This window comes from Mesorhizobium sp. B2-6-1, assembly GCF_006440475.1.
In the GTDB taxonomy this organism is placed as follows: Bacteria; Pseudomonadota; Alphaproteobacteria; order Rhizobiales; family Rhizobiaceae; genus Mesorhizobium.
Map to the genome: position 1 here is coordinate 74,071 of NZ_VFUH01000011.1, position 16,325 is coordinate 90,395.

Consider the following 16,325-nt stretch of genomic DNA (forward strand, 5'->3'; position numbering starts at 1 on the left):
GGTCCTCGGGGGGCGCGGCGACCACCCAAAGTCTCACGTGCCGGAATATTCCGGCGCCAGACGCGGACGGCTTCGCGTTCCCTGAATGGATTCCGTCTGATCGGGCGCGACCCCGCGCTTGTGTGTGTCTCGTAAATGTAACGCGTTTTCCGGTTCGGCGGCTGGCTCTCCAGCATCCGGACATCAGCATCGATTCCGGCCAAAAACAGCAAATGAGCAGTCCCGCCGCGCTTCTTCAATCCGACACATTGGGCTCGCGCCTGACGTCGCGCGGCGATCTCACCAGCTTTTTCATGGAGTTGACCGCCGAGATCGGTGCCGACAGCTATATGCTGGTCGCCATCGTCCACGATCAGGACCGCAACGACGCGCGCATCGTTTCGTCCAACTGGATTTTCGACGCCATCGAACTGATCGGCAAGCGGCTAATCGCTGGCCTTGCCCAGGGCGCGCTCACCGTCGCGCCGGGCATGCGTCCAAGGCCGCTGGTGTCGGCGCAGGCACCACAGGCCGAGGGGCTGGTCTCCGGCGAAGAGGCACGTCTGCTCGACGTGCTCGGCCATGCCGAGATCTATTCGCTCAGGCTGAATGTCGGCCGCCAACGCCTGTTCGCGCTGTTCTCGGCGGCAGCCGCCGGTCGGATCGACCAACCGGCGCTGATGAAGGCGCAGTTGAAGTGCTGCTACGCGCTCTCGCATATTCCGCAACTGATCGCCGCCGCCGCCATGCAGGATCCGCTGTCGGACCGCGAGCGCGAATGCCTGTTCTGGGTCTCGGAAGGCAAGACCACGGACGAGGTTGCCGTCATCCTTGGCGTGTCCTCCAACACCGTCAACAGCTACATCACCCACGCCATCCAGAAATTCGCGGCCAGCAACCGCGCGATGGCCATCGCCACGGCGATCAGGAGCGGCATCATTTGAAACAGGCCGACGTCAAGCAGGCCGCCGAGGCCCTTTTTAACGACCAGCGCAATCCGTTCGGTGCCTTCTCGCTCGGCTCCGAAACGCATCACGCCGTGACCATTCCCGATGCTGTGCGGCGCTGCCGGTGGATCGCCGTCGACATCAATGCCTCGGCCTTCGGCCTGTTCTTCGTCAGCCCGTCGCTCGAGCGGGCGCGGCTGGTGCCGTGCTTCGATTCCGACTATCCCGGCATATCGGTGGCGACCAAGTTCATCTCGGGCGCCAATGGCGAGGAGATCGTGCGCCATAGCAGGATCTCGACCGAACCGCGCTGGTGGACGGATGACGGTGTGGCGGCCATGAGCGAGATGTTCGGCGGCCTTGCTTGGACCGAGCAGATGGCGCCGCTGGCGCCCGGCAGCAGCGGCATCGCCTTTCCCGTCCACGCCGATCGCGGCCAATGCGGCCTCGTCGTCTTCCTCGGCTCGGAGATCGCCCTGCCGCAGGACGCGCTCTATGAAATCCACGCCCGTTGCTTTTCGCTGTTCGCCGCTGTCGCCCGCATGCGGCCGGGCGATGTCGGCAAGACGCGCGCGATCTCCAAGCGCGAGCTCGAATGCCTGAAGCTGACCGCCAACGGCAATACCAGCGAGGAGATAGCGCGGCTGCTGAAACTGTCGGTGCATACCGCCAACCAGTATCTCACCCAGTCGACCCAGAAGCTCAACGCCGTCAACCGCAACCAGGCGGTCGCCAAGGCGCTGCGGCTCGGCCTGATCGAATAGTTAGAACGCCAGCGGCTCGACCTTGCGGATACGCGCCTGTTCGACCACCGCCTCAAGCAAGGCGGTGTTGTGCTCGGGGTCCTCGCCGGGCTTTTCGAACGACACGTAGTTGACCGCGACCGAGGCGCCTTTTTCGCTCAGCGTCAGCTGGAAATAGACGGTGACGCCGGGCGGCCGAAGCTCGAGATCGAGCACGATGCGCGGGCTGCCGCTCCAGTCGACATGCGCCTCGCCGCCATGGCCGAGCCTCAGCGTGCCCGGCTTGAAGAACAGCTCCGCCGCGGAATCGACCAGGTCCGACAGGCAGGCGAAATGCTCCAGCCGGATGAAGGCGATATAATCGGCGACATCGATCAGCCTGAGCTCCGCCACGACTTGCTCGATGGCGCTGGCGACGATGATCTCGCGGGAGTTGGCGTGCGGTTGGCGGTTCATGAAATCTGTCTGCGCTCAGCCTTTTTCGAGTAGACGATCCGCACCAGTTCGGCGACGGCCTGGTAGAATTGCGACGGGATCACACTATCGACCGAAACTTGCTTGTACATGGAGCGGGCGAGCGCCACGTCCTCGAAGATCGGGATGTTGTGCTCGCGCGCGATTTCGCGGATCTTGAGCGCCACCAGATCCTGCCCCTTGGCCAGCACCAGCGGTGCCGAATCCTCGTCGCGCACATATTTAAGCGCGATCGAGAAGTGCGTCGGGTTGGCGATGATCAACGTCGCGCGCGGCACCGCCGTCATCATCCGCTTGCGAGCGCGGTCGCGCGCCAGCGAGCGCAGCCGCGACTTAACGATCGGGTCACCCTCGGACTGCTTGAACTCGTCCTTGACCTCCTGCTTGCTCATGCGCAGGTCCTGCTTCCAGTGGAAGCGCGACCAGACGATGTCGATCGCCGCGATCAGGCCCATGACGAAGACGATCGCCACCAGTATGTCGACCGCGATGCCGCGGATGACGAGGCCGAAGGCGACGGGATTGGTGATCATGCCGGCGAGCAGCTTGCGGTGATCCTCGGACAGCGTGAAGGCGAGCACGACGATGGCGAAGCCCACCTTGCCGAGCGCCTTCAGGAACTCGACCCAGCCCTGCACCCCGAACAGCCTGTTCCAGCCCTTGACGATCGAGATGCGCGACAGCTGCGGCCTGATGCGTTCGCCGACGAACTGCGGCATGTTCTGGAACACCGAGGCGCCGATGCCGGCGATGGTCAGGAGCACCAGCAGGCTGAGGATGGCACGGCCCACCTCCAGCATGACGATCTTGTAGAGCGCGATGACGTCGGTCTCGGTGTCCATCGGCCAGGCTTCCGGCTTCTCCAGGAACATCGACAGGAACATGCCGAGATCGACAATGGCATCCTTGGCGTAGAAGACGGTGAACACCAGTATGGCGACGAAGGAGGCCAGGAGCGCGGTCTCCCTCGAATGGGGCAGCTTGCCCTGTTCGATGGTGTCGCGGATCTTCTTTTCCGTCGCTTCTTCGGTTTTGGAATCCTTGTCGACCGCCTCTGCCATGATCCGGCCTTAGGCGGCGGCGTTCTGGGTCGCGGGAAGCTCGAACGCGCCTTCGCGCGCCAGCCGGATTGTCGTCGTCACGATCGTCTTGCGCGCCGCCATGATGTCGGCGAGGGGAACCCCTTCGGATCCTTGTCCGAGTTCGGCTTCGATCATGCGCCGCGAGCGCGCGCCGATCGCCGACAGCGCCGCTTCGGCAAGGATCGCCGAAGTGCCGCGCAGCGCCAGCGTGACCAGTTCGGTCGACAGCCCGTCGAATAGAAGCACGCGCGCTTTCTGGGTAAGCAGCGGCAAATCGTCGAAGGAGAACAGCCGAGCCCGGACGCCGTCGAGATCGGGCGTGCCGGCGGCCTCCAGGTCCTGCATGACCTCCTCGAGCAGCGGCTTGTCCAATTCGTTGAGAACGCTGGCGACGCGCGCCTGTCCGGCCGATGTATCCTTGGTCGCGGTTTCCGCCAGCACGCTGGTGCGCAGCCGATTTTCGACGATCCTGCTGGCGGCGTCGGGAACATTGGCCATCGTCACCATGCGCTTGATGATCTCGCCGCGCGTCGGCTTGCTCAACGTCAACAGCACGCTCGCCGCCGCCTGCGGCGCCAGCTTCGACAGCACCATGGCCGCAGTCTGCGGATGTTCACCGGCCAGGAAAGTACCAAGCCGCACCGGCTCGAGCTTCTCGAGCTCGGGCCAGATCGGCGGCGGACCTTCCGGCGCAACCTCGAATTTCTTGTCACCCATGATCGCGCTCATCTCTTCGGGTGACAGCGATTCATTGAGGATGGTGTCCATCCTGTCGGCGGAATCGAGCAGTCCCGCCCCTTCGGTGAACTCCGCCTCGAACTCGGCGACGATGCGCTCGAGATCGCCTTGCGGAATGGTCCTGAGCAGCCGGGCGCCCTCGATGAGCGCCTTCAATTCCTCCTGCTTGAAGAATTTCAAGAGGCGGCTGGCCGACGGCTTGCCCATCGCCACCAGTATGGCGGCCGCCTTCTGCGGACGCGTCAGGGAAAGGGACGTTGTCATGCCTTTCGCTCCCGCTGCCGCCGGCAAGACCCGCGACGCATCTTCACGCGCCCTTCGTGCCGGCGATGATTTCGGTCAGCCTGATGCCGAAGCGCGACGGGTCGCTTTCGAGCACGGTGATCTCGCCGCGCGCTATTCTGCGGCCGTTGACCACCACGTCGACCGGTTCGCCGATGCGGCGGTTGAGCGCCACCGTGGAGCCCTTCTGCAGCGCCATCAGGTCGGACACCGGCATCTCGGTGCTGCCGAGGATGATCTGGACGTCGACTGGGATGTTCATGATGACGCTCGAATTGGCCGCGGACGCGGCCTTGAACGCGATATCGGGGCGCTGTTCCTCTTCATGCAGAACCCCGCGCAATTCCTCGATGGCGCGGTCGAGCTGCTCGTCCGGCTGGTCGATTTCGGCTTCTGCCTTGGTCTTGGCCATGCATCGTCTCCAAAAGCTCAGGCGTGCCCGGCACCAGCCGGCATGAGCCCGTCGATAAAATCCTGTCCGGCATCATAGGGATGCTTGATCCGGACGGTGTAATTCTGTCCCAGCTTGCCGAACTCGCATACGAACAGCGTCTTGCCGCGCGCGCCGAGACGCGCTTGCGATTGCGCCGTTGCCTCGAATTCGATGATCTGGCCAATTTCGAAATCGGCAAGATCGCCGAGCGTCAGTCGGGCCAGCGGCATGGTCCCCTCGAGCGCTACCGTGGAGCGCATCACTTCTTCCGAAAAGCGCGCGCGCCAGCTGGCGCCCTGATCGTTCTCGCCGCCGGCAGCAGCGCTGTCTCGGCTGGCCAGCACGACACGCTGCGGCATCGTCACCGTGACGGTGCCGCTGTCGGCCGGCGTCGAGATGCCGAAGACGATGCGGATTGCAGCGCCGTCGCGGAACACGTGTCGTTTGGCTTCGGTGCCCGACATCGCCCGCGGCACTGGCAGGCGCAGGTCGAGCGACCGTCGTCCCGATCCGTTCAGTGCCTGCGCGACCTGCTGGAACATCATGGTCGAAACATCGACCTCGATCTGCGACAGATCACGCTCTATCGGCGATGCCGGCATCTCCGGGTCGCCGCCGAACAGCGTGCAAAGCGTGACCGCGATCGCCGGCGCATCGATCACCAGGGTCATGGCATCGGAGGACGTGGCTGACGCAACGATGGTCATGGCAAACGTATCGCCGGCACGGGAGCGGGCCTCCGCGACGCGGCTGACCTCGACCCCCCTGAGATCGACGGTGACCGGAACTCCAAGCTCACTGGTCAGGCTCTTCTGCAGCAGCGGCGCAGCGCGCTCTGCCATGCCCCGGCCGGCGCCGATGACCTGGGCGGCCTCGCCGCTGTCGCCGACCAGGCGCTCGATGATCAGGGAGCGCGCTTGTGAGGGACTGCCGGGACTGGTCATGACAATGTCGGCACCGATCTGTCGCGCATCGCTCAGGCGGCCCTTTTCTCGGCGGAGCCGGTGTTCATCGTGCTCTGCTCGACGGCGTCGATGGTCGGCCGTTCATAGGACGATATGGTCTTGCGGCCGAACTCGATCGCCACCTGCGGCAGGGCGCCGTTCATATAGGCGAGCAACGTCTGCTTGACGATGATGTAGAGGCGGTTCTTCTTCTCGCGCACCGTCTTGATCTTGGTGGCGACGGGCCCGACCACCGCGTAAGACAGGAAGATGCCGAGGAAGGTGCCGACGAGGGCGGCGCCGATCAGGCCGCCAAGGATTTCCGGCGACTGGTCGAGCGCGCCCATCGCCTTGACCACGCCGAGCACGGCGGCGACGATGCCGAGCGCCGGCAGGCCGTCGCCGACCGCCACCAGCGCGTGGTAGGCTTTCATCTTGTCGGACTTGATGGTCTGGATTTCCTCATCCATCAGCGCCTCGATCTCGTGCGAACGGGCGTTGCCGATGATGATGATCCGGCAATAGTCGCAGATGAAATGCGTCAGGTCGTGGTTCTTCAGCACGGTGGGGAATGCCTGGAAGATCGCCGATTCCTCGGGATTGTCGATATGCGCCTCGACCTCGCTGCGCGACTTCGAACGCAGTTCACGCATCAGGCTGTGCAGCACGCCGAGCGTTTCCAGATAATCCTGCTCCTTCGGCACGGCCTGCTTGAAGGCTTCGAGGATGCCCCTGCCGGTGTCCTTGACCGTTTTCATCGGATTGGCGACGAGGAAGGTGCCGAGTGCGGCGCCGCAGATAACCACCGCTTCCCAGGGCTGCATCAGCACATGCAGATGCCCGCCCATGGCCATGAAGCCGCCAAGGACGCAGCCGAGCGTCACCACCAGTCCAATCAGAATGCCCACGAGAGGTCCTTCCGCATTTCAAGTCAGGTGCAAGGGATAGTCCCCGTGCCTTGTGTGAGGCTTGAATCGGAGCGGCATCGAGCCGATTGGCGCGATTCAGTTTCGCGCAAGGAAGTGAGTCTATTGTGCTGGCATAGCTTCGGCCGGAGGCGCGTCCTTGCTCAGTACCTATACCAGCTACCAGTTGATCACCAGGGACATCGACAAGTCGATCGACCGCATCGAAAAGCAGCCGACGGTCGATCGCGACACCAAATATTATCTGGACAACATCACCAAGGTGAAATCGATCGACGATTTCGTCAACAATGACCGTTTGTTCAAATATGCCATGAAGGCCTACGGCCTGGAAGACATGGCTTACGCCAAGGCGTTCATGGTCAAGGCGCTCAAGGAAGGCGTTTCCGACCCCGACAGTTTCGCCAACAAGCTGACCGACAAGCGCTACGCCGAATTTGTCAGCGCCTTCAACTTCGCAGCCAACGGCGCCAATACCACCGTTTACAACAAGGCGCAGCAGCTGGTGACCGGCAACTATGCGCTGCAAGTCCAGATCGGCGCCTCGCAGGCGGGCTTCTCTTACTATCAGAGCGAAACCGCCTATTATGTCACCAACATCTCCAAGGTTAAGTCGATCGACGACCTGATGGGCGACAGCCGCCTGCTGACATACGCGATGGCCGCATTCGGGCTCGACGCCGAAACCGAACCGGCCGCAACGGTCAGGGCGATGCTCGAAGGTGGCGTCAGCGATCCCAACAGTCCCGCCAACAAGCTGACCGACAAGAGTTACGCCAACTTCGTCTCGACGTTCGACTTCGCCCAGTATGGCGATCAGACGACCACGCGCGACAACGTCCAGCAGGCGGTGCCTAAGGGCTACATGGCCGGAGCCGGGCTGACGTTGGTCAAGCCGAGCGCGCAGTACGTCAAGGGCGAGGCCGACTACTACGCGGCAAACGTTTCCAAGGTGAAGTCGATTGACGACCTCATGGCGGACAAGCGCCTGCTTACATTCGCCATGGCGTCCTATGGACTGGATGCGTCAACCGAAACCCCGCGGCAGATCCGCGCCATGCTCGAGGGCGGCGTGAGCGATCCCAACAGCCCTGCAAACAAGCTGACCGATAAACGATACGCCAACTTTGTCACGGCCTTCGATTTTGCCCAATACGGCGATCAGACAACCTCGCGCGACGCAGTGCTGAAAGATACGCCGAAAATCTACACGACAGAGTCGGCGCTTGGCCTGATCAAGCCGAATGCGGACTACATCAAGTCGGAGACCGCATATTACCTGGCGAACATCACGAACGTGAAATCCATCGACGATCTGATGGCCAACAGCCGCTTGTACAATTATGCCCTCTCGGCCTACGCGCTCGATCCGGCGACAGAGAGCAAGGACCTGATCCGCAGCGTCCTGGCCGGTGGCGTCCGCGACCCCGACAGCGTCGCCAACAAGATGACCAACAAAGCCTATGCCGGGCTCGCCTCCGCCTTCAACTTCGAACAATACGGCGAAGCGGCCACCACGACCAATCCGGCACAGCAGCCGACCGTCGACAAATACATGCGCCAGACGCTGGAGGAGGATGCCGGCCAAACAAACGAGGGCGTACGGCTGGCGCTCTATTTCCAGCGCAAGGCGCCTGATATCACCAGCTGGTATAATGTGCTCGCCGACACCGCTCTTGCCAGTGTGGTGCGCACAGTGCTCGGCTTGCCCGATTCCTTCGCCACCGCCGACGTCGACAAGCAGGCGCAGCTGTTCGAGCAGAAGCTCGACATTTCCGATTTCTCCGACCCCGAAAAGCTCGGCAAGTTCCTGACCCGCTTCACCTCCATGTACGAGATCAACCACCCGACCTCGTCAGCCGTGTCGTCGATCAGCGTGCTCTTCGCCAAGCCGGTCACGGCGGGGATCTCCACCGACCTGATGATGGCCATGCAGAAGTTGAAGTTCTGACCATGCGGGACAGTCTCTACGTCGCCCTTTCCTCGCAGATCGCGCTCGAGCGTCGGCTCGACACGATCGCCGACAATGTCGCCAACGCTTCGACCGTCGGCTTTCGCGCCACCGGCGTGAAGTTCGAGGACGTGGTGTCCGGCACCGGGCCGAAATCCGTGTCCTTCGCCTCCTCGGGCAAGACCTACCTTTCCGGCGCCCATGGCTCTCTGACCGAGACCGGCAATCCGTTCGATTTCGCCATACAGGGCGACGCCTGGTTCGCCATCGAGACGCCGGTCGGCACCGTCATGACCCGCGATGGCCGCTTCTCGATGAACGAGAATGGCGAGCTGATGTCGGTCGAGGGCCATCCCGTGCTCGACGCCGGCGGCGCACCGATCCAGCTCGACCCCCGCAACGGCCCGCCCAAGGCCGGAGCCGACGGATCGTTGCGCCAGAACGATCAGCTGGTAGGCTCCATCGGCCTGTACAATTTCGATCCGGGTGAGAATTTCGTGCGCTACGGCAATTCCGGTATCGTGCCGGCGCGCACGCCCGAGCCGGTGACCGATCGCGCCGATATCGGCGTCGCCCAGGGCTTCGTCGAGGAATCCAACGTCAATCCGGTGCTGGAGATGACGCGGCTGATCATGGTCCAGCGCGCTTTCGAGAACACCGCCGCCTTGATGCGGCAGACTGATTCCTCCACCGACGAGGCGATCAAGACGCTCGGCTCGAAGTAACATGTCGCTCGACCAGCCAACCCTGCGCGCACCCGAAAGACTGCCCCAGCCAACGCCGGAAGACCGGCTTGCCGCGCTGGAGCGGATATGGCGGCGCTTCAGCGATGCCGAGGGACTGCTCAAACGCGGCGGCCTCGTCACCGAAGTCACATCGACGCATTACAAGGTGCGCGGCCTTTCGGATTTCGCCAGGCTGGGCGATCTTGTCGAACAGCGCGGCCATGCCGGCACGCGCCGCGGCGAGATCGTCAAGATCAGCCGCGACGAGATTGTCGTGGCCCCCTTCGAACGCAGTGCCGATGCCGGCATAGGCGACGCCGTTTTCCGTCGCGGTCCGCTCGCGGTGGCGCCGCATGCCTCGTGGCGCGGCCGCACGATCGACGCGCTCACAAGGGCGATCGACGGCGGTCCGCCATTGGTCAGGGGCGACGGCATGTCGGCCGCCGCCGCAACGCCGGGCGCCATGGCGCGCCAGCGCGTCGGGACCGCCTTCATGACCGGGGTCAAGATCATCGACATTTTCACGCCGCTCTGTTTCGGCCAGCGCATGGGCGTCTTTGCCGGTTCCGGTGTCGGCAAGTCGACGCTGCTGGCCATGCTCGCCGGCGCAGACGCTTTCGACACCGTCGTTGTGGCGCTGATCGGCGAACGCGGCCGCGAAGTCCGCGAATTCCTCGAGGACACGATCGGCGACAGCATGGCCAAGACCGTAGCCGTCGTCGCCACGAGCGACGAAAGCGCCATGATGCGCCGGCGCGCGCCGGACACCGCGATGCGCGTCGCCGAACATTTTCGCGACCAGGGCCACCGCGTGCTTCTGGTGCTGGATTCGATCACCCGCTTTGCCCACGCCCTGCGCGAAGTGGCGACGGGAACGGGTGAGCCGCCGGTCGCGCGCGGCTATCCCGCTTCGGTTTTCACCGAGCTGCCGAAGCTGCTCGAACGCGCCGGGCCGGGAGTGGAAGGGAAAGGATCGATCACCGCGATCATTTCCGTGCTGGTCGACGGCGACGACCACAACGATCCGGTGGCCGATTCCGTGCGCGGCATCCTTGACGGCCATGTCGTGCTCGACCGCGCGATCGCCGAACAGGGCCGCTATCCGCCGGTCAATCCGCTGTCGTCCATATCACGCCTGGCCGGCAAGGCTTGGAGCGTCGAGCAGCGCGCGCTGGTGACGCGGCTGAAGTCGATGATCTCCCGCTTCGAGGACACGCGCGACATCCGCCTGCTTGGCGCCTACCAGGGCGGCGCCGACGTGGAACTCGACATGGCGGTGCGCCAGGTACCCCTGATCTACGAGGCGCTGATGCAATCGCCCAAGGACCGCCCGTCCGCTGATCCGTTCTCCGATCTCGCCCGCCATCTCAAGGGAAAGCAGAATGCCGAACCAGGGGACTGAGCTCCAGCATACCGAGCGCATCCTGCGCGAAATGATCGCTGAGGCGAAAGCCGAAGAAGAGATAGAAGCCAGCCGCAACTCGGCCATCGACGGGCTCTTCGCGGCGCCGCAATGGCCGCAGCCGCCCAAGACCGCGTTTCCCAGGCTGGGCAAGAAGGCCGGGCGGCGCAGCGACTTCGTCATCGCCGCGCTCGGCATCACGCTCGGCCTGATCTGCGCGCTGTTTCCCTGGTATATCTTCTTCAATCAGGAACAGTTCGGCGTCCAGGCAATCAAGTTCGGCGGCACCGGCACCAATTCTGGACGCGAGGGCGGCGGCGTGGTTGCCGAGCGCAGCGCGCCGCTGACGGCCAAGGACGTTCCGAATGCCAATATCGACCTGCTTGCCACCGGAACCGTGCAGGACGATCCCAGCGCCGCCCCGGCACCAGATGACCAGCCCTTTCCAGCCGACGTCACCAAATTCCGCATGGTCCACGTCGCCAATGGCCGCGCCATGATCGAGGACGACACCGGGCTGTGGATGGTCCAGCGCGGCTCGATACTGCCGGATTCCAACAAGGTGTCGTCGATCGAGCAACGCAACGGCAAATGGGTGATGGTCACCAGCGCCAACCAGGTGATCGAGCTTTCCAGATAAGTTCGCCGCGCTTGCCGGTTGCGTCCGCCCGCAAGGTCCGCGCAAGACTGGCGGCCTAGTCTTTGGGCACACGCCCGGAGATTCCCATGGAGCCCGTTTCTCTTTTCGATCTCGCCGCCAAGCAGGCGCAATGGCTGGCCGTGCGTCAGTCGGCGGTCGCCGGCAACATCGCCAACGCCAACACGCCGGGCTATACGGCAAACGATGTCGAGCCGTTCGAAAAGGTGCTCGACCGCGCGGCGGTGTCGTTGCAGACGACACAGGCCGGACACCTCGGCAGCGCCGCGACCAATGCCGGTTTCGCGATCAAGCCACAGGAAGACGACGGCGTCGTCATGCCGTCAAAAAACACCGTCGTGCTCGAGGACCAGCTTCTCAAGGCCGGTGAGGTGCGCCGCTCCTTCGAGCTCAACACGGCAATCGTCAAGGCATTCCATTCGATGATGATGATGGCGGTGAAGAGCTGACCATGGACGCGCTCACAGCAGCCCTCAAAGTAGCAGCCTCCGGCCTCGGCGCCCAGTCGGAGCGGCTGCGCGTGGTTTCCGAAAACCTCGCCAATGCCCAGTCGACCGGCACCACCCCCGGCTCCGACCCCTATCGCCGCAAGACCATCAGCTTCGTCTCGGAGCTCGACCGGACCACTGGCAGCTCAACGGTCGAAGTGAACTCGATCGACCGCGATCCCAGCGATTTTCCCGTGGAATTCCAACCCGGCAACGAGGCCGCCGACGACAAGGGCTACGTCAAGATGCCCAACGTCAACGTGCTGATCGAAATGGCTGACATGACCGAGGCCAACCGCTCCTACGAGGCTAACCTGCAAGTCGTGAAGCAGGCGCGCGATCTCATTTCAATGACCATCGACCTGATGAGGAACCAATGATCGTGAACGGCATCGGCGCGCTCAACTTGAAGCCTGGACTTGGCGACACGGCGACTGAGCTGCTTCAGGGCGGCGTTGCGCCCGCGAGCGCAGGCAACCTCGGCACCTCCTTCGCCGAGGCGCTGAGCCAGGCGGCCACAAAGACCGTCAACACGCTGCAGAACGCCGAGCAGGTCTCGGTCCAGGCGCTCAAGGGCGACGCCGACACTCGCCAGGTCGTCGATGCCGTGATGAGCGCCCAGCAGGCGCTGCAGACCGCCGTCGCCATCCGCGACAAGGTCGTTTCGGCCTATCTCGAAGTCAGCCGCATGGGCATCTGAGGAGTTCGGCCATGAAAGCACTCGCCATCGCCGCCACCGGCATGAACGCCCAGCAGACCAATCTGGAAGTCATCGCCAACAATATCGCCAACATCAACACCACCGGCTACAAGCGGGCGCGGGCCGAATTCTCCGACCTGCTCTACCAGGTCGACCGCACGCAAGGCGTGCCCAACCGCTCCAACGCTTCGCTGGTGCCGGAGGGCGTCTCGATCGGCCTCGGCGTCAAGACCACCGCCGTGCGCAACGTCCACACCCAGGGCGAACTGACCAGCACCGGCAACAGTTTCGACATGGCGCTCACCGGCAGGGGCTGGTTCCAGATCGAAGGCGCCGATGGCGGCACGCTCTACACCCGCGCCGGCGCCTTCAACACCAACGCCACAGGCCAGCTGGTCACGGTGGACGGCGCCAGCGTCATTCCAGCGATCAACGTCCCGGTCGACGCCGTCGAGGTCATCGTCAACAAGACGGGCCAGGTCTTCGCCCGCATCGATGGCCAGACCGACCTGCAGAATCTCGGCCAGCTCCAGATCGTCAACTTCGCCAACGAAGCGGGACTGGCGCCGCTCGGCGACAATCTGTTCCAGGAAACGACCGCCTCTGGCCCGGCCAATGCCGGCGTGCCCGGCGATCCCGGCTTCGCCACCATCCAGCAAGGCTATCTTGAGGCCTCCAACGTCGACCCGGTCAAGGAAATTACCGAACTGATCTCGGCGCAGCGCGCTTATGAGATGAATTCCAAGGTCATCCAGGCCGCCGACGACATGGCCTCGGTCGTCTCCAAGAACATCAGGTAACGACAATGGCCGCTCCGGTCTCGTGCTCCGCGTTCCGCCGTACCGCGCTCGTCCTTGCGCTGATGACCGGCGGCATGCCGGCTTTCGCGCAGGACGCGGCCAACCGGTCGGCAACGCAGATCGCCAGCAGCCAGCTTGCCGGCGAGGTCGTGCTGATCCCAAACCGGGTCATTTATCCCGGCGAGACCATCGAGCTCGCGGCCCTCAAGCAGGTGACCCTCATCCCCGGCAAGCACAAGCCCGACGCGGTGGCGACCCTTGCCGAGGAACTCCAGGGCAAGATCGCCAAGCGCACGCTGCTGCCCGGCCGCTACATCCCCGCCGCCGCCATTCGCGACGCCTGGCTGGTCGAGCAGGGCGCAGCCGTGCAGGTCTTCTTCATCGCCGGCGGATTGACGATATCGGCCACCGCCGTGACCTTGCAGCCAGGCTCGGCCGGCGATCTCATCAAGGTTCGCAACAGCGACAGCGGCAAGATTCTCTCCGGCACGGTGATGGCTGACGGAACCATCCAGGTCAGCGCTTCATGATGCGTCCGCTTGCTCTTCTGCTTGCGGCCGCGCTCGGCCTGCAGCCTGCCTTGGCCGACGGCCTCACGCCCAAGGCCAAGCGCGAACTCGCCGCCAGGAATGGCGGCGTCTATGACGATCCTGGATATGATCCGGCCACCACCACGCGCATGTTCCGCGTCTCGCCCGGGCCAAGCTCGCTGCCGCCGGGCCAGGTCGCCTCGCGCATCAAGGACATCGCGCAGCTGCAAAGTTCGCGCGACAACCAGCTCGTCGGCTACGGCCTGGTCATCGGCCTCGCCGGATCGGGCGACAGCCTGCGCAACTCGCCGTTCACCGAACAGTCGATTCGCGCCATGCTGGAGAATCTCGGCATCGCCACCGAAGGCGGCAGAGCGCGCGCCAAGAACGTGGCCGCCGTCATCGTCACCGCCAACATGCCGCCCTACGTGCAGTCGGGCGCGCGCATCGACATCGACGTTTCCTCGATGGGCGACGCTACCTCGCTCGCCGGCGGCACGCTGATCATGACGCCGCTGAAGGCGGCGGACGGCGAAATCTATGCCGTCGGCCAGGGCGCGGTCATCGTTTCGGGCTTCACCGCCCAGGGCCAGGCCGAGCAGTTGACGCAAGGCGTCCCGACCGCGGGCCGCGTGCCGAACGGCGCCATCATCGAGCGTGCCGTGAAGGCCGAGTTCGATGACCAGCCGATACTGACGCTGCAGCTGCGCAATCCCGATTTCTCGACCGCCATTCGCATCGCCGACGCGATCAATGACTACACCAGCCAGCGCTTCGGCATGCGCGTGGCGGCCGAGCGCGATTCCCGCACCGTGCAAATCAGACGGCCGAAAAGCGTATCGGCGGCCCGCTTCTACGCCGAGATCGAGAACCTCGTGGTCGAATCCGATACGCCGGCCCGCGTCGTCATCGATGAGCGCACCGGCACCATAGTCATCGGCAACGACGTCAAGATCTCACGCGTGGCCATCAGCCACGGCACGCTGACGGTGCGCATCACCGAAGCGCCGCGCGTCGTGCAGCCCGAACCATTCTCCAAGGGCGAAACCGCCGTCGAGCCGTTCACCGCCATCGACGCCAGCCGGCCCGACGCGCGCGTCGCCGTGCTCGACGGCCCGGACCTGCAAACCCTTGTTTCCGGCCTCAACCGCCTCGGCGTGAAGCCCGACGGCATCATTGCCATCCTGCAAGGCATCAAGTCGGCCGGCGCCCTGCAAGCCGATCTGGTTCTCCAATAGGCGATGCCGATGATCTTCTTCCCCTCATTCCATCAAGGATGCCGCCCCGCCGCGATCCTGTTCGCGGCCTGCGCTCTGGCGGCCTTTTCCAGCGGCGTGCATGCCGAGGAAGCCGTCCGCCAGGTCCTGCCGGGGGCGCCGCCCGCACCCGCGCCGCAGCTGTTGGCCCGGGAGAAGGCTCCCGACCAAAGCGAGATCGAGCGCTTCTGCTCCAACATAGCCGACGCCGCCCGCGACCGCCGCTACGTGTTGCAGGCGGAGGAGTTGAAACAGCTCCAGGCCGGCATCGACCAACGCATGAAGGCACTGGACGAAAAGCGGGCCGAATACGAGACCTGGCTGAAGCGGCGCGAGGTGTTCCTGGCCCGGGCCGAGGACAGCGTCGTCAAGATCTATGCCGGCATGAAGCCCGACGCGGCGGCCGAGCGCCTGGCCATCGTCAATGCCGATCTCGCCGCGGCCATCCTGATGAAGCTGGATTCGCGCAAGGCCGGCGTCATCCTCAACGAAATGGACCAGAAGGCGGCGGCGACGCTCACCGGCATCATGGCCAGCGCAGCCCGAAGGGTAGATCCGTCATGATCCGCAGAACGCTCATCCTGTGCGCGGTCGCAGCTTTGTCCGGCTGCGGCACCAATCTCAAGGAGATCGGCAGGGAGCCTTCACTGTCGCCGGTCGGTTCCGGCATCGGCAGTGAAGGAGCTTCGCCCTACAGCTATCCTGAGCCGCCTGCCGCGCCGGTCAAGAAATTCTCGCTGTGGGACGATCGCCAGAGCCGGCTGTTCACCGACCCCAGGGCGTTGCGCGAAGGCGACATTCTCACCGTCAGGATCAAGCTCAACGACAAGGCCAACTTCAAGAACCAGAACGACAGGAGCCGCACCGCCTCGCGCAAGCTGGGTTACGACGTCACGCTCGGATGGGAAGACAAGAGCACGAGCGGCAAGGGCGACGCCGGCCTGAGCTCCAGCACCGAAACCAATGCGGACGGCGAGATCAAGCGCTCGGAGAACCTGGAGCTCAACGTCGCTGCCGTCGTCACCGAAGTCCTGCCCAATGGCAATTTGATGATCAGGGGCTCGCAGGAAGTGCGTGTCAATTATGAGCTCAGGGTGCTTACCATCGCCGGCATGGTGCGCCCGTCGGATATCGGCGCGGAGAACACCATCTCCTATGAACGCATCGCCGAGGCGCGCATCTCCTATGGCGGCCGCGGCCGCGTCAGCGAGGTCCAGCAGCCGGCCTACGGCCAGCAGATCCTCGACCAGGTTCTTCCGTTCTAAGG

At 64.2% G+C, this 16,325-nt stretch carries 20 protein-coding genes; 14 read left to right on the forward strand and 6 right to left on the reverse strand.

From position 1 onward, the window contains the following. Positions 1-212 precede the first annotated feature (212 nt). Complete coding sequence (locus FJ443_RS21650; RefSeq protein WP_140496200.1) at positions 213-923, forward strand: helix-turn-helix transcriptional regulator; 711 nt, start codon at positions 213-215, stop codon at positions 921-923. After that, positions 920-1,690: a helix-turn-helix transcriptional regulator gene (locus FJ443_RS21655; protein WP_140513628.1), complete on the forward strand. Its 771-nt coding sequence runs from the start codon at positions 920-922 to the stop codon at positions 1,688-1,690. Before FJ443_RS21650 ends, FJ443_RS21655 begins: the two co-directional genes overlap by 4 nt. Here the strand turns inward: FJ443_RS21655 and FJ443_RS21660 are convergent, their stop codons facing one another. From FJ443_RS21660 to motA, 6 genes are read right to left on the reverse strand one after another with little or no spacing between them, the layout of a single operon-like run. Next, positions 1,691-2,125: a hypothetical protein gene (locus FJ443_RS21660; protein ID WP_140496202.1), complete on the reverse strand. Its 435-nt coding sequence runs from the start codon at positions 2,123-2,125 to the stop codon at positions 1,691-1,693. After that, positions 2,122-3,204, reverse strand: a complete 1,083-nt coding sequence (gene flhB, locus FJ443_RS21665; protein ID WP_140522313.1) for a flagellar biosynthesis protein FlhB — start codon at positions 3,202-3,204, stop codon at positions 2,122-2,124. Before flhB ends, FJ443_RS21660 begins: the two co-directional genes overlap by 4 nt. A gap of 9 nt (positions 3,205-3,213) precedes the next feature. Continuing rightward, the gene (locus FJ443_RS21670; protein WP_140513630.1) at positions 3,214-4,227 is read right to left on the reverse strand and encodes a flagellar motor switch protein FliG; all 1,014 of its coding nucleotides are present in this window, start codon (positions 4,225-4,227) and stop codon (positions 3,214-3,216) included. 43 nt (positions 4,228-4,270) lie between these two features. After that, complete coding sequence (gene fliN, locus FJ443_RS21675; protein ID WP_140496205.1) at positions 4,271-4,657, reverse strand: flagellar motor switch protein FliN; 387 nt, start codon at positions 4,655-4,657, stop codon at positions 4,271-4,273. A gap of 17 nt (positions 4,658-4,674) precedes the next feature. After that, a complete protein-coding gene (locus tag FJ443_RS21680) occupies positions 4,675-5,622 on the reverse strand; it encodes a FliM/FliN family flagellar motor switch protein (protein ID WP_140665827.1) in 948 nt (315 codons plus the stop codon). A 32-nt stretch (positions 5,623-5,654) separates the two neighbouring features. Then, complete coding sequence (motA, locus tag FJ443_RS21685) at positions 5,655-6,530, reverse strand: flagellar motor stator protein MotA (protein ID WP_140496207.1); 876 nt, start codon at positions 6,528-6,530, stop codon at positions 5,655-5,657. A gap of 157 nt (positions 6,531-6,687) precedes the next feature. Here motA and FJ443_RS21690 point away from each other — a divergent pair, with 157 nt between their 5' ends. The 12 genes from FJ443_RS21690 (at position 6,688) to flgH (ending at position 16,323) form a co-directional block, all read left to right on the forward strand. After that, positions 6,688-8,499, forward strand: a complete 1,812-nt coding sequence (locus FJ443_RS21690; RefSeq protein WP_140513632.1) for a DUF1217 domain-containing protein — start codon at positions 6,688-6,690, stop codon at positions 8,497-8,499. 2 nt (positions 8,500-8,501) lie between these two features. Then, complete coding sequence (flgF, locus tag FJ443_RS21695; RefSeq protein ID WP_140513633.1) at positions 8,502-9,224, forward strand: flagellar basal-body rod protein FlgF; 723 nt, start codon at positions 8,502-8,504, stop codon at positions 9,222-9,224. A gap of 1 nt (position 9,225) precedes the next feature. Continuing rightward, positions 9,226-10,626, forward strand: a complete 1,401-nt coding sequence (gene fliI, locus FJ443_RS21700) for a flagellar protein export ATPase FliI (protein WP_140665830.1) — start codon at positions 9,226-9,228, stop codon at positions 10,624-10,626. After that, positions 10,607-11,266 carry a hypothetical protein gene (locus FJ443_RS21705; protein WP_140665833.1) on the forward strand — a complete coding sequence of 220 codons (660 nt, stop codon included), beginning with the start codon at positions 10,607-10,609 and terminating at the stop codon, positions 11,264-11,266. Before fliI ends, FJ443_RS21705 begins: the two co-directional genes overlap by 20 nt. A gap of 86 nt (positions 11,267-11,352) precedes the next feature. Continuing rightward, positions 11,353-11,733: a flagellar basal body rod protein FlgB gene (gene flgB / locus FJ443_RS21710; protein WP_140496212.1), complete on the forward strand. Its 381-nt coding sequence runs from the start codon at positions 11,353-11,355 to the stop codon at positions 11,731-11,733. Between the two features lie 2 nt (positions 11,734-11,735). Continuing rightward, the gene (flgC, locus tag FJ443_RS21715) at positions 11,736-12,152 is read left to right on the forward strand and encodes a flagellar basal body rod protein FlgC (RefSeq protein ID WP_140496213.1); all 417 of its coding nucleotides are present in this window, start codon (positions 11,736-11,738) and stop codon (positions 12,150-12,152) included. Next, positions 12,149-12,472: a flagellar hook-basal body complex protein FliE gene (locus FJ443_RS21720; RefSeq protein ID WP_181165227.1), complete on the forward strand. Its 324-nt coding sequence runs from the start codon at positions 12,149-12,151 to the stop codon at positions 12,470-12,472. The genes flgC and FJ443_RS21720 overlap by 4 nt, the downstream gene beginning before the upstream one ends. Before the next feature lie 11 nt (positions 12,473-12,483). Further along, entirely contained in the window at positions 12,484-13,272 is a 789-nt protein-coding gene (gene flgG / locus FJ443_RS21725; RefSeq protein ID WP_140513636.1) for a flagellar basal-body rod protein FlgG, read from the forward strand. Between the two features lie 5 nt (positions 13,273-13,277). Then, entirely contained in the window at positions 13,278-13,802 is a 525-nt protein-coding gene (gene flgA / locus FJ443_RS21730) for a flagellar basal body P-ring formation chaperone FlgA (protein WP_140665837.1), read from the forward strand. Next, positions 13,799-15,040 carry a flagellar basal body P-ring protein FlgI gene (locus FJ443_RS21735; protein ID WP_140665839.1) on the forward strand — a complete coding sequence of 414 codons (1,242 nt, stop codon included), beginning with the start codon at positions 13,799-13,801 and terminating at the stop codon, positions 15,038-15,040. Before flgA ends, FJ443_RS21735 begins: the two co-directional genes overlap by 4 nt. Before the next feature lie 3 nt (positions 15,041-15,043). Continuing rightward, positions 15,044-15,622, forward strand: a complete 579-nt coding sequence (locus tag FJ443_RS21740) for a MotE family protein (protein ID WP_181167714.1) — start codon at positions 15,044-15,046, stop codon at positions 15,620-15,622. Beyond that, complete coding sequence (gene flgH, locus FJ443_RS21745; RefSeq protein WP_140513639.1) at positions 15,619-16,323, forward strand: flagellar basal body L-ring protein FlgH; 705 nt, start codon at positions 15,619-15,621, stop codon at positions 16,321-16,323. Before FJ443_RS21740 ends, flgH begins: the two co-directional genes overlap by 4 nt. Positions 16,324-16,325 lie beyond the last annotated feature (2 nt).

Coding starts and splice junctions, on each gene's coding strand:
- flgG (WP_140513636.1), top strand. CDS start 12,484: ATGAAAGCACTCGCCATCGCCGCCACCGGCATGAACGCCCAGCAGACC.
- FJ443_RS21680 (WP_140665827.1), bottom strand. CDS start 5,622: ATGACCAGTCCCGGCAGTCCCTCACAAGCGCGCTCCCTGATCATCGAG.
- flgF (WP_140513633.1), top strand. CDS start 8,502: ATGCGGGACAGTCTCTACGTCGCCCTTTCCTCGCAGATCGCGCTCGAG.
- flgA (WP_140665837.1), top strand. CDS start 13,278: ATGGCCGCTCCGGTCTCGTGCTCCGCGTTCCGCCGTACCGCGCTCGTC.
- flgH (WP_140513639.1), top strand. CDS start 15,619: ATGATCCGCAGAACGCTCATCCTGTGCGCGGTCGCAGCTTTGTCCGGC.
- FJ443_RS21735 (WP_140665839.1), top strand. CDS start 13,799: ATGATGCGTCCGCTTGCTCTTCTGCTTGCGGCCGCGCTCGGCCTGCAG.
- FJ443_RS21670 (WP_140513630.1), bottom strand. CDS start 4,227: ATGACAACGTCCCTTTCCCTGACGCGTCCGCAGAAGGCGGCCGCCATA.
- flhB (WP_140522313.1), bottom strand. CDS start 3,204: ATGGCAGAGGCGGTCGACAAGGATTCCAAAACCGAAGAAGCGACGGAA.
- FJ443_RS21660 (WP_140496202.1), bottom strand. CDS start 2,125: ATGAACCGCCAACCGCACGCCAACTCCCGCGAGATCATCGTCGCCAGC.
- FJ443_RS21705 (WP_140665833.1), top strand. CDS start 10,607: ATGCCGAACCAGGGGACTGAGCTCCAGCATACCGAGCGCATCCTGCGC.
- fliI (WP_140665830.1), top strand. CDS start 9,226: ATGTCGCTCGACCAGCCAACCCTGCGCGCACCCGAAAGACTGCCCCAG.
- FJ443_RS21720 (WP_181165227.1), top strand. CDS start 12,149: ATGATCGTGAACGGCATCGGCGCGCTCAACTTGAAGCCTGGACTTGGC.
- fliN (WP_140496205.1), bottom strand. CDS start 4,657: ATGGCCAAGACCAAGGCAGAAGCCGAAATCGACCAGCCGGACGAGCAG.
- FJ443_RS21740 (WP_181167714.1), top strand. CDS start 15,044: ATGCCGATGATCTTCTTCCCCTCATTCCATCAAGGATGCCGCCCCGCC.
- FJ443_RS21650 (WP_140496200.1), top strand. CDS start 213: ATGAGCAGTCCCGCCGCGCTTCTTCAATCCGACACATTGGGCTCGCGC.
- flgC (WP_140496213.1), top strand. CDS start 11,736: ATGGACGCGCTCACAGCAGCCCTCAAAGTAGCAGCCTCCGGCCTCGGC.
- flgB (WP_140496212.1), top strand. CDS start 11,353: ATGGAGCCCGTTTCTCTTTTCGATCTCGCCGCCAAGCAGGCGCAATGG.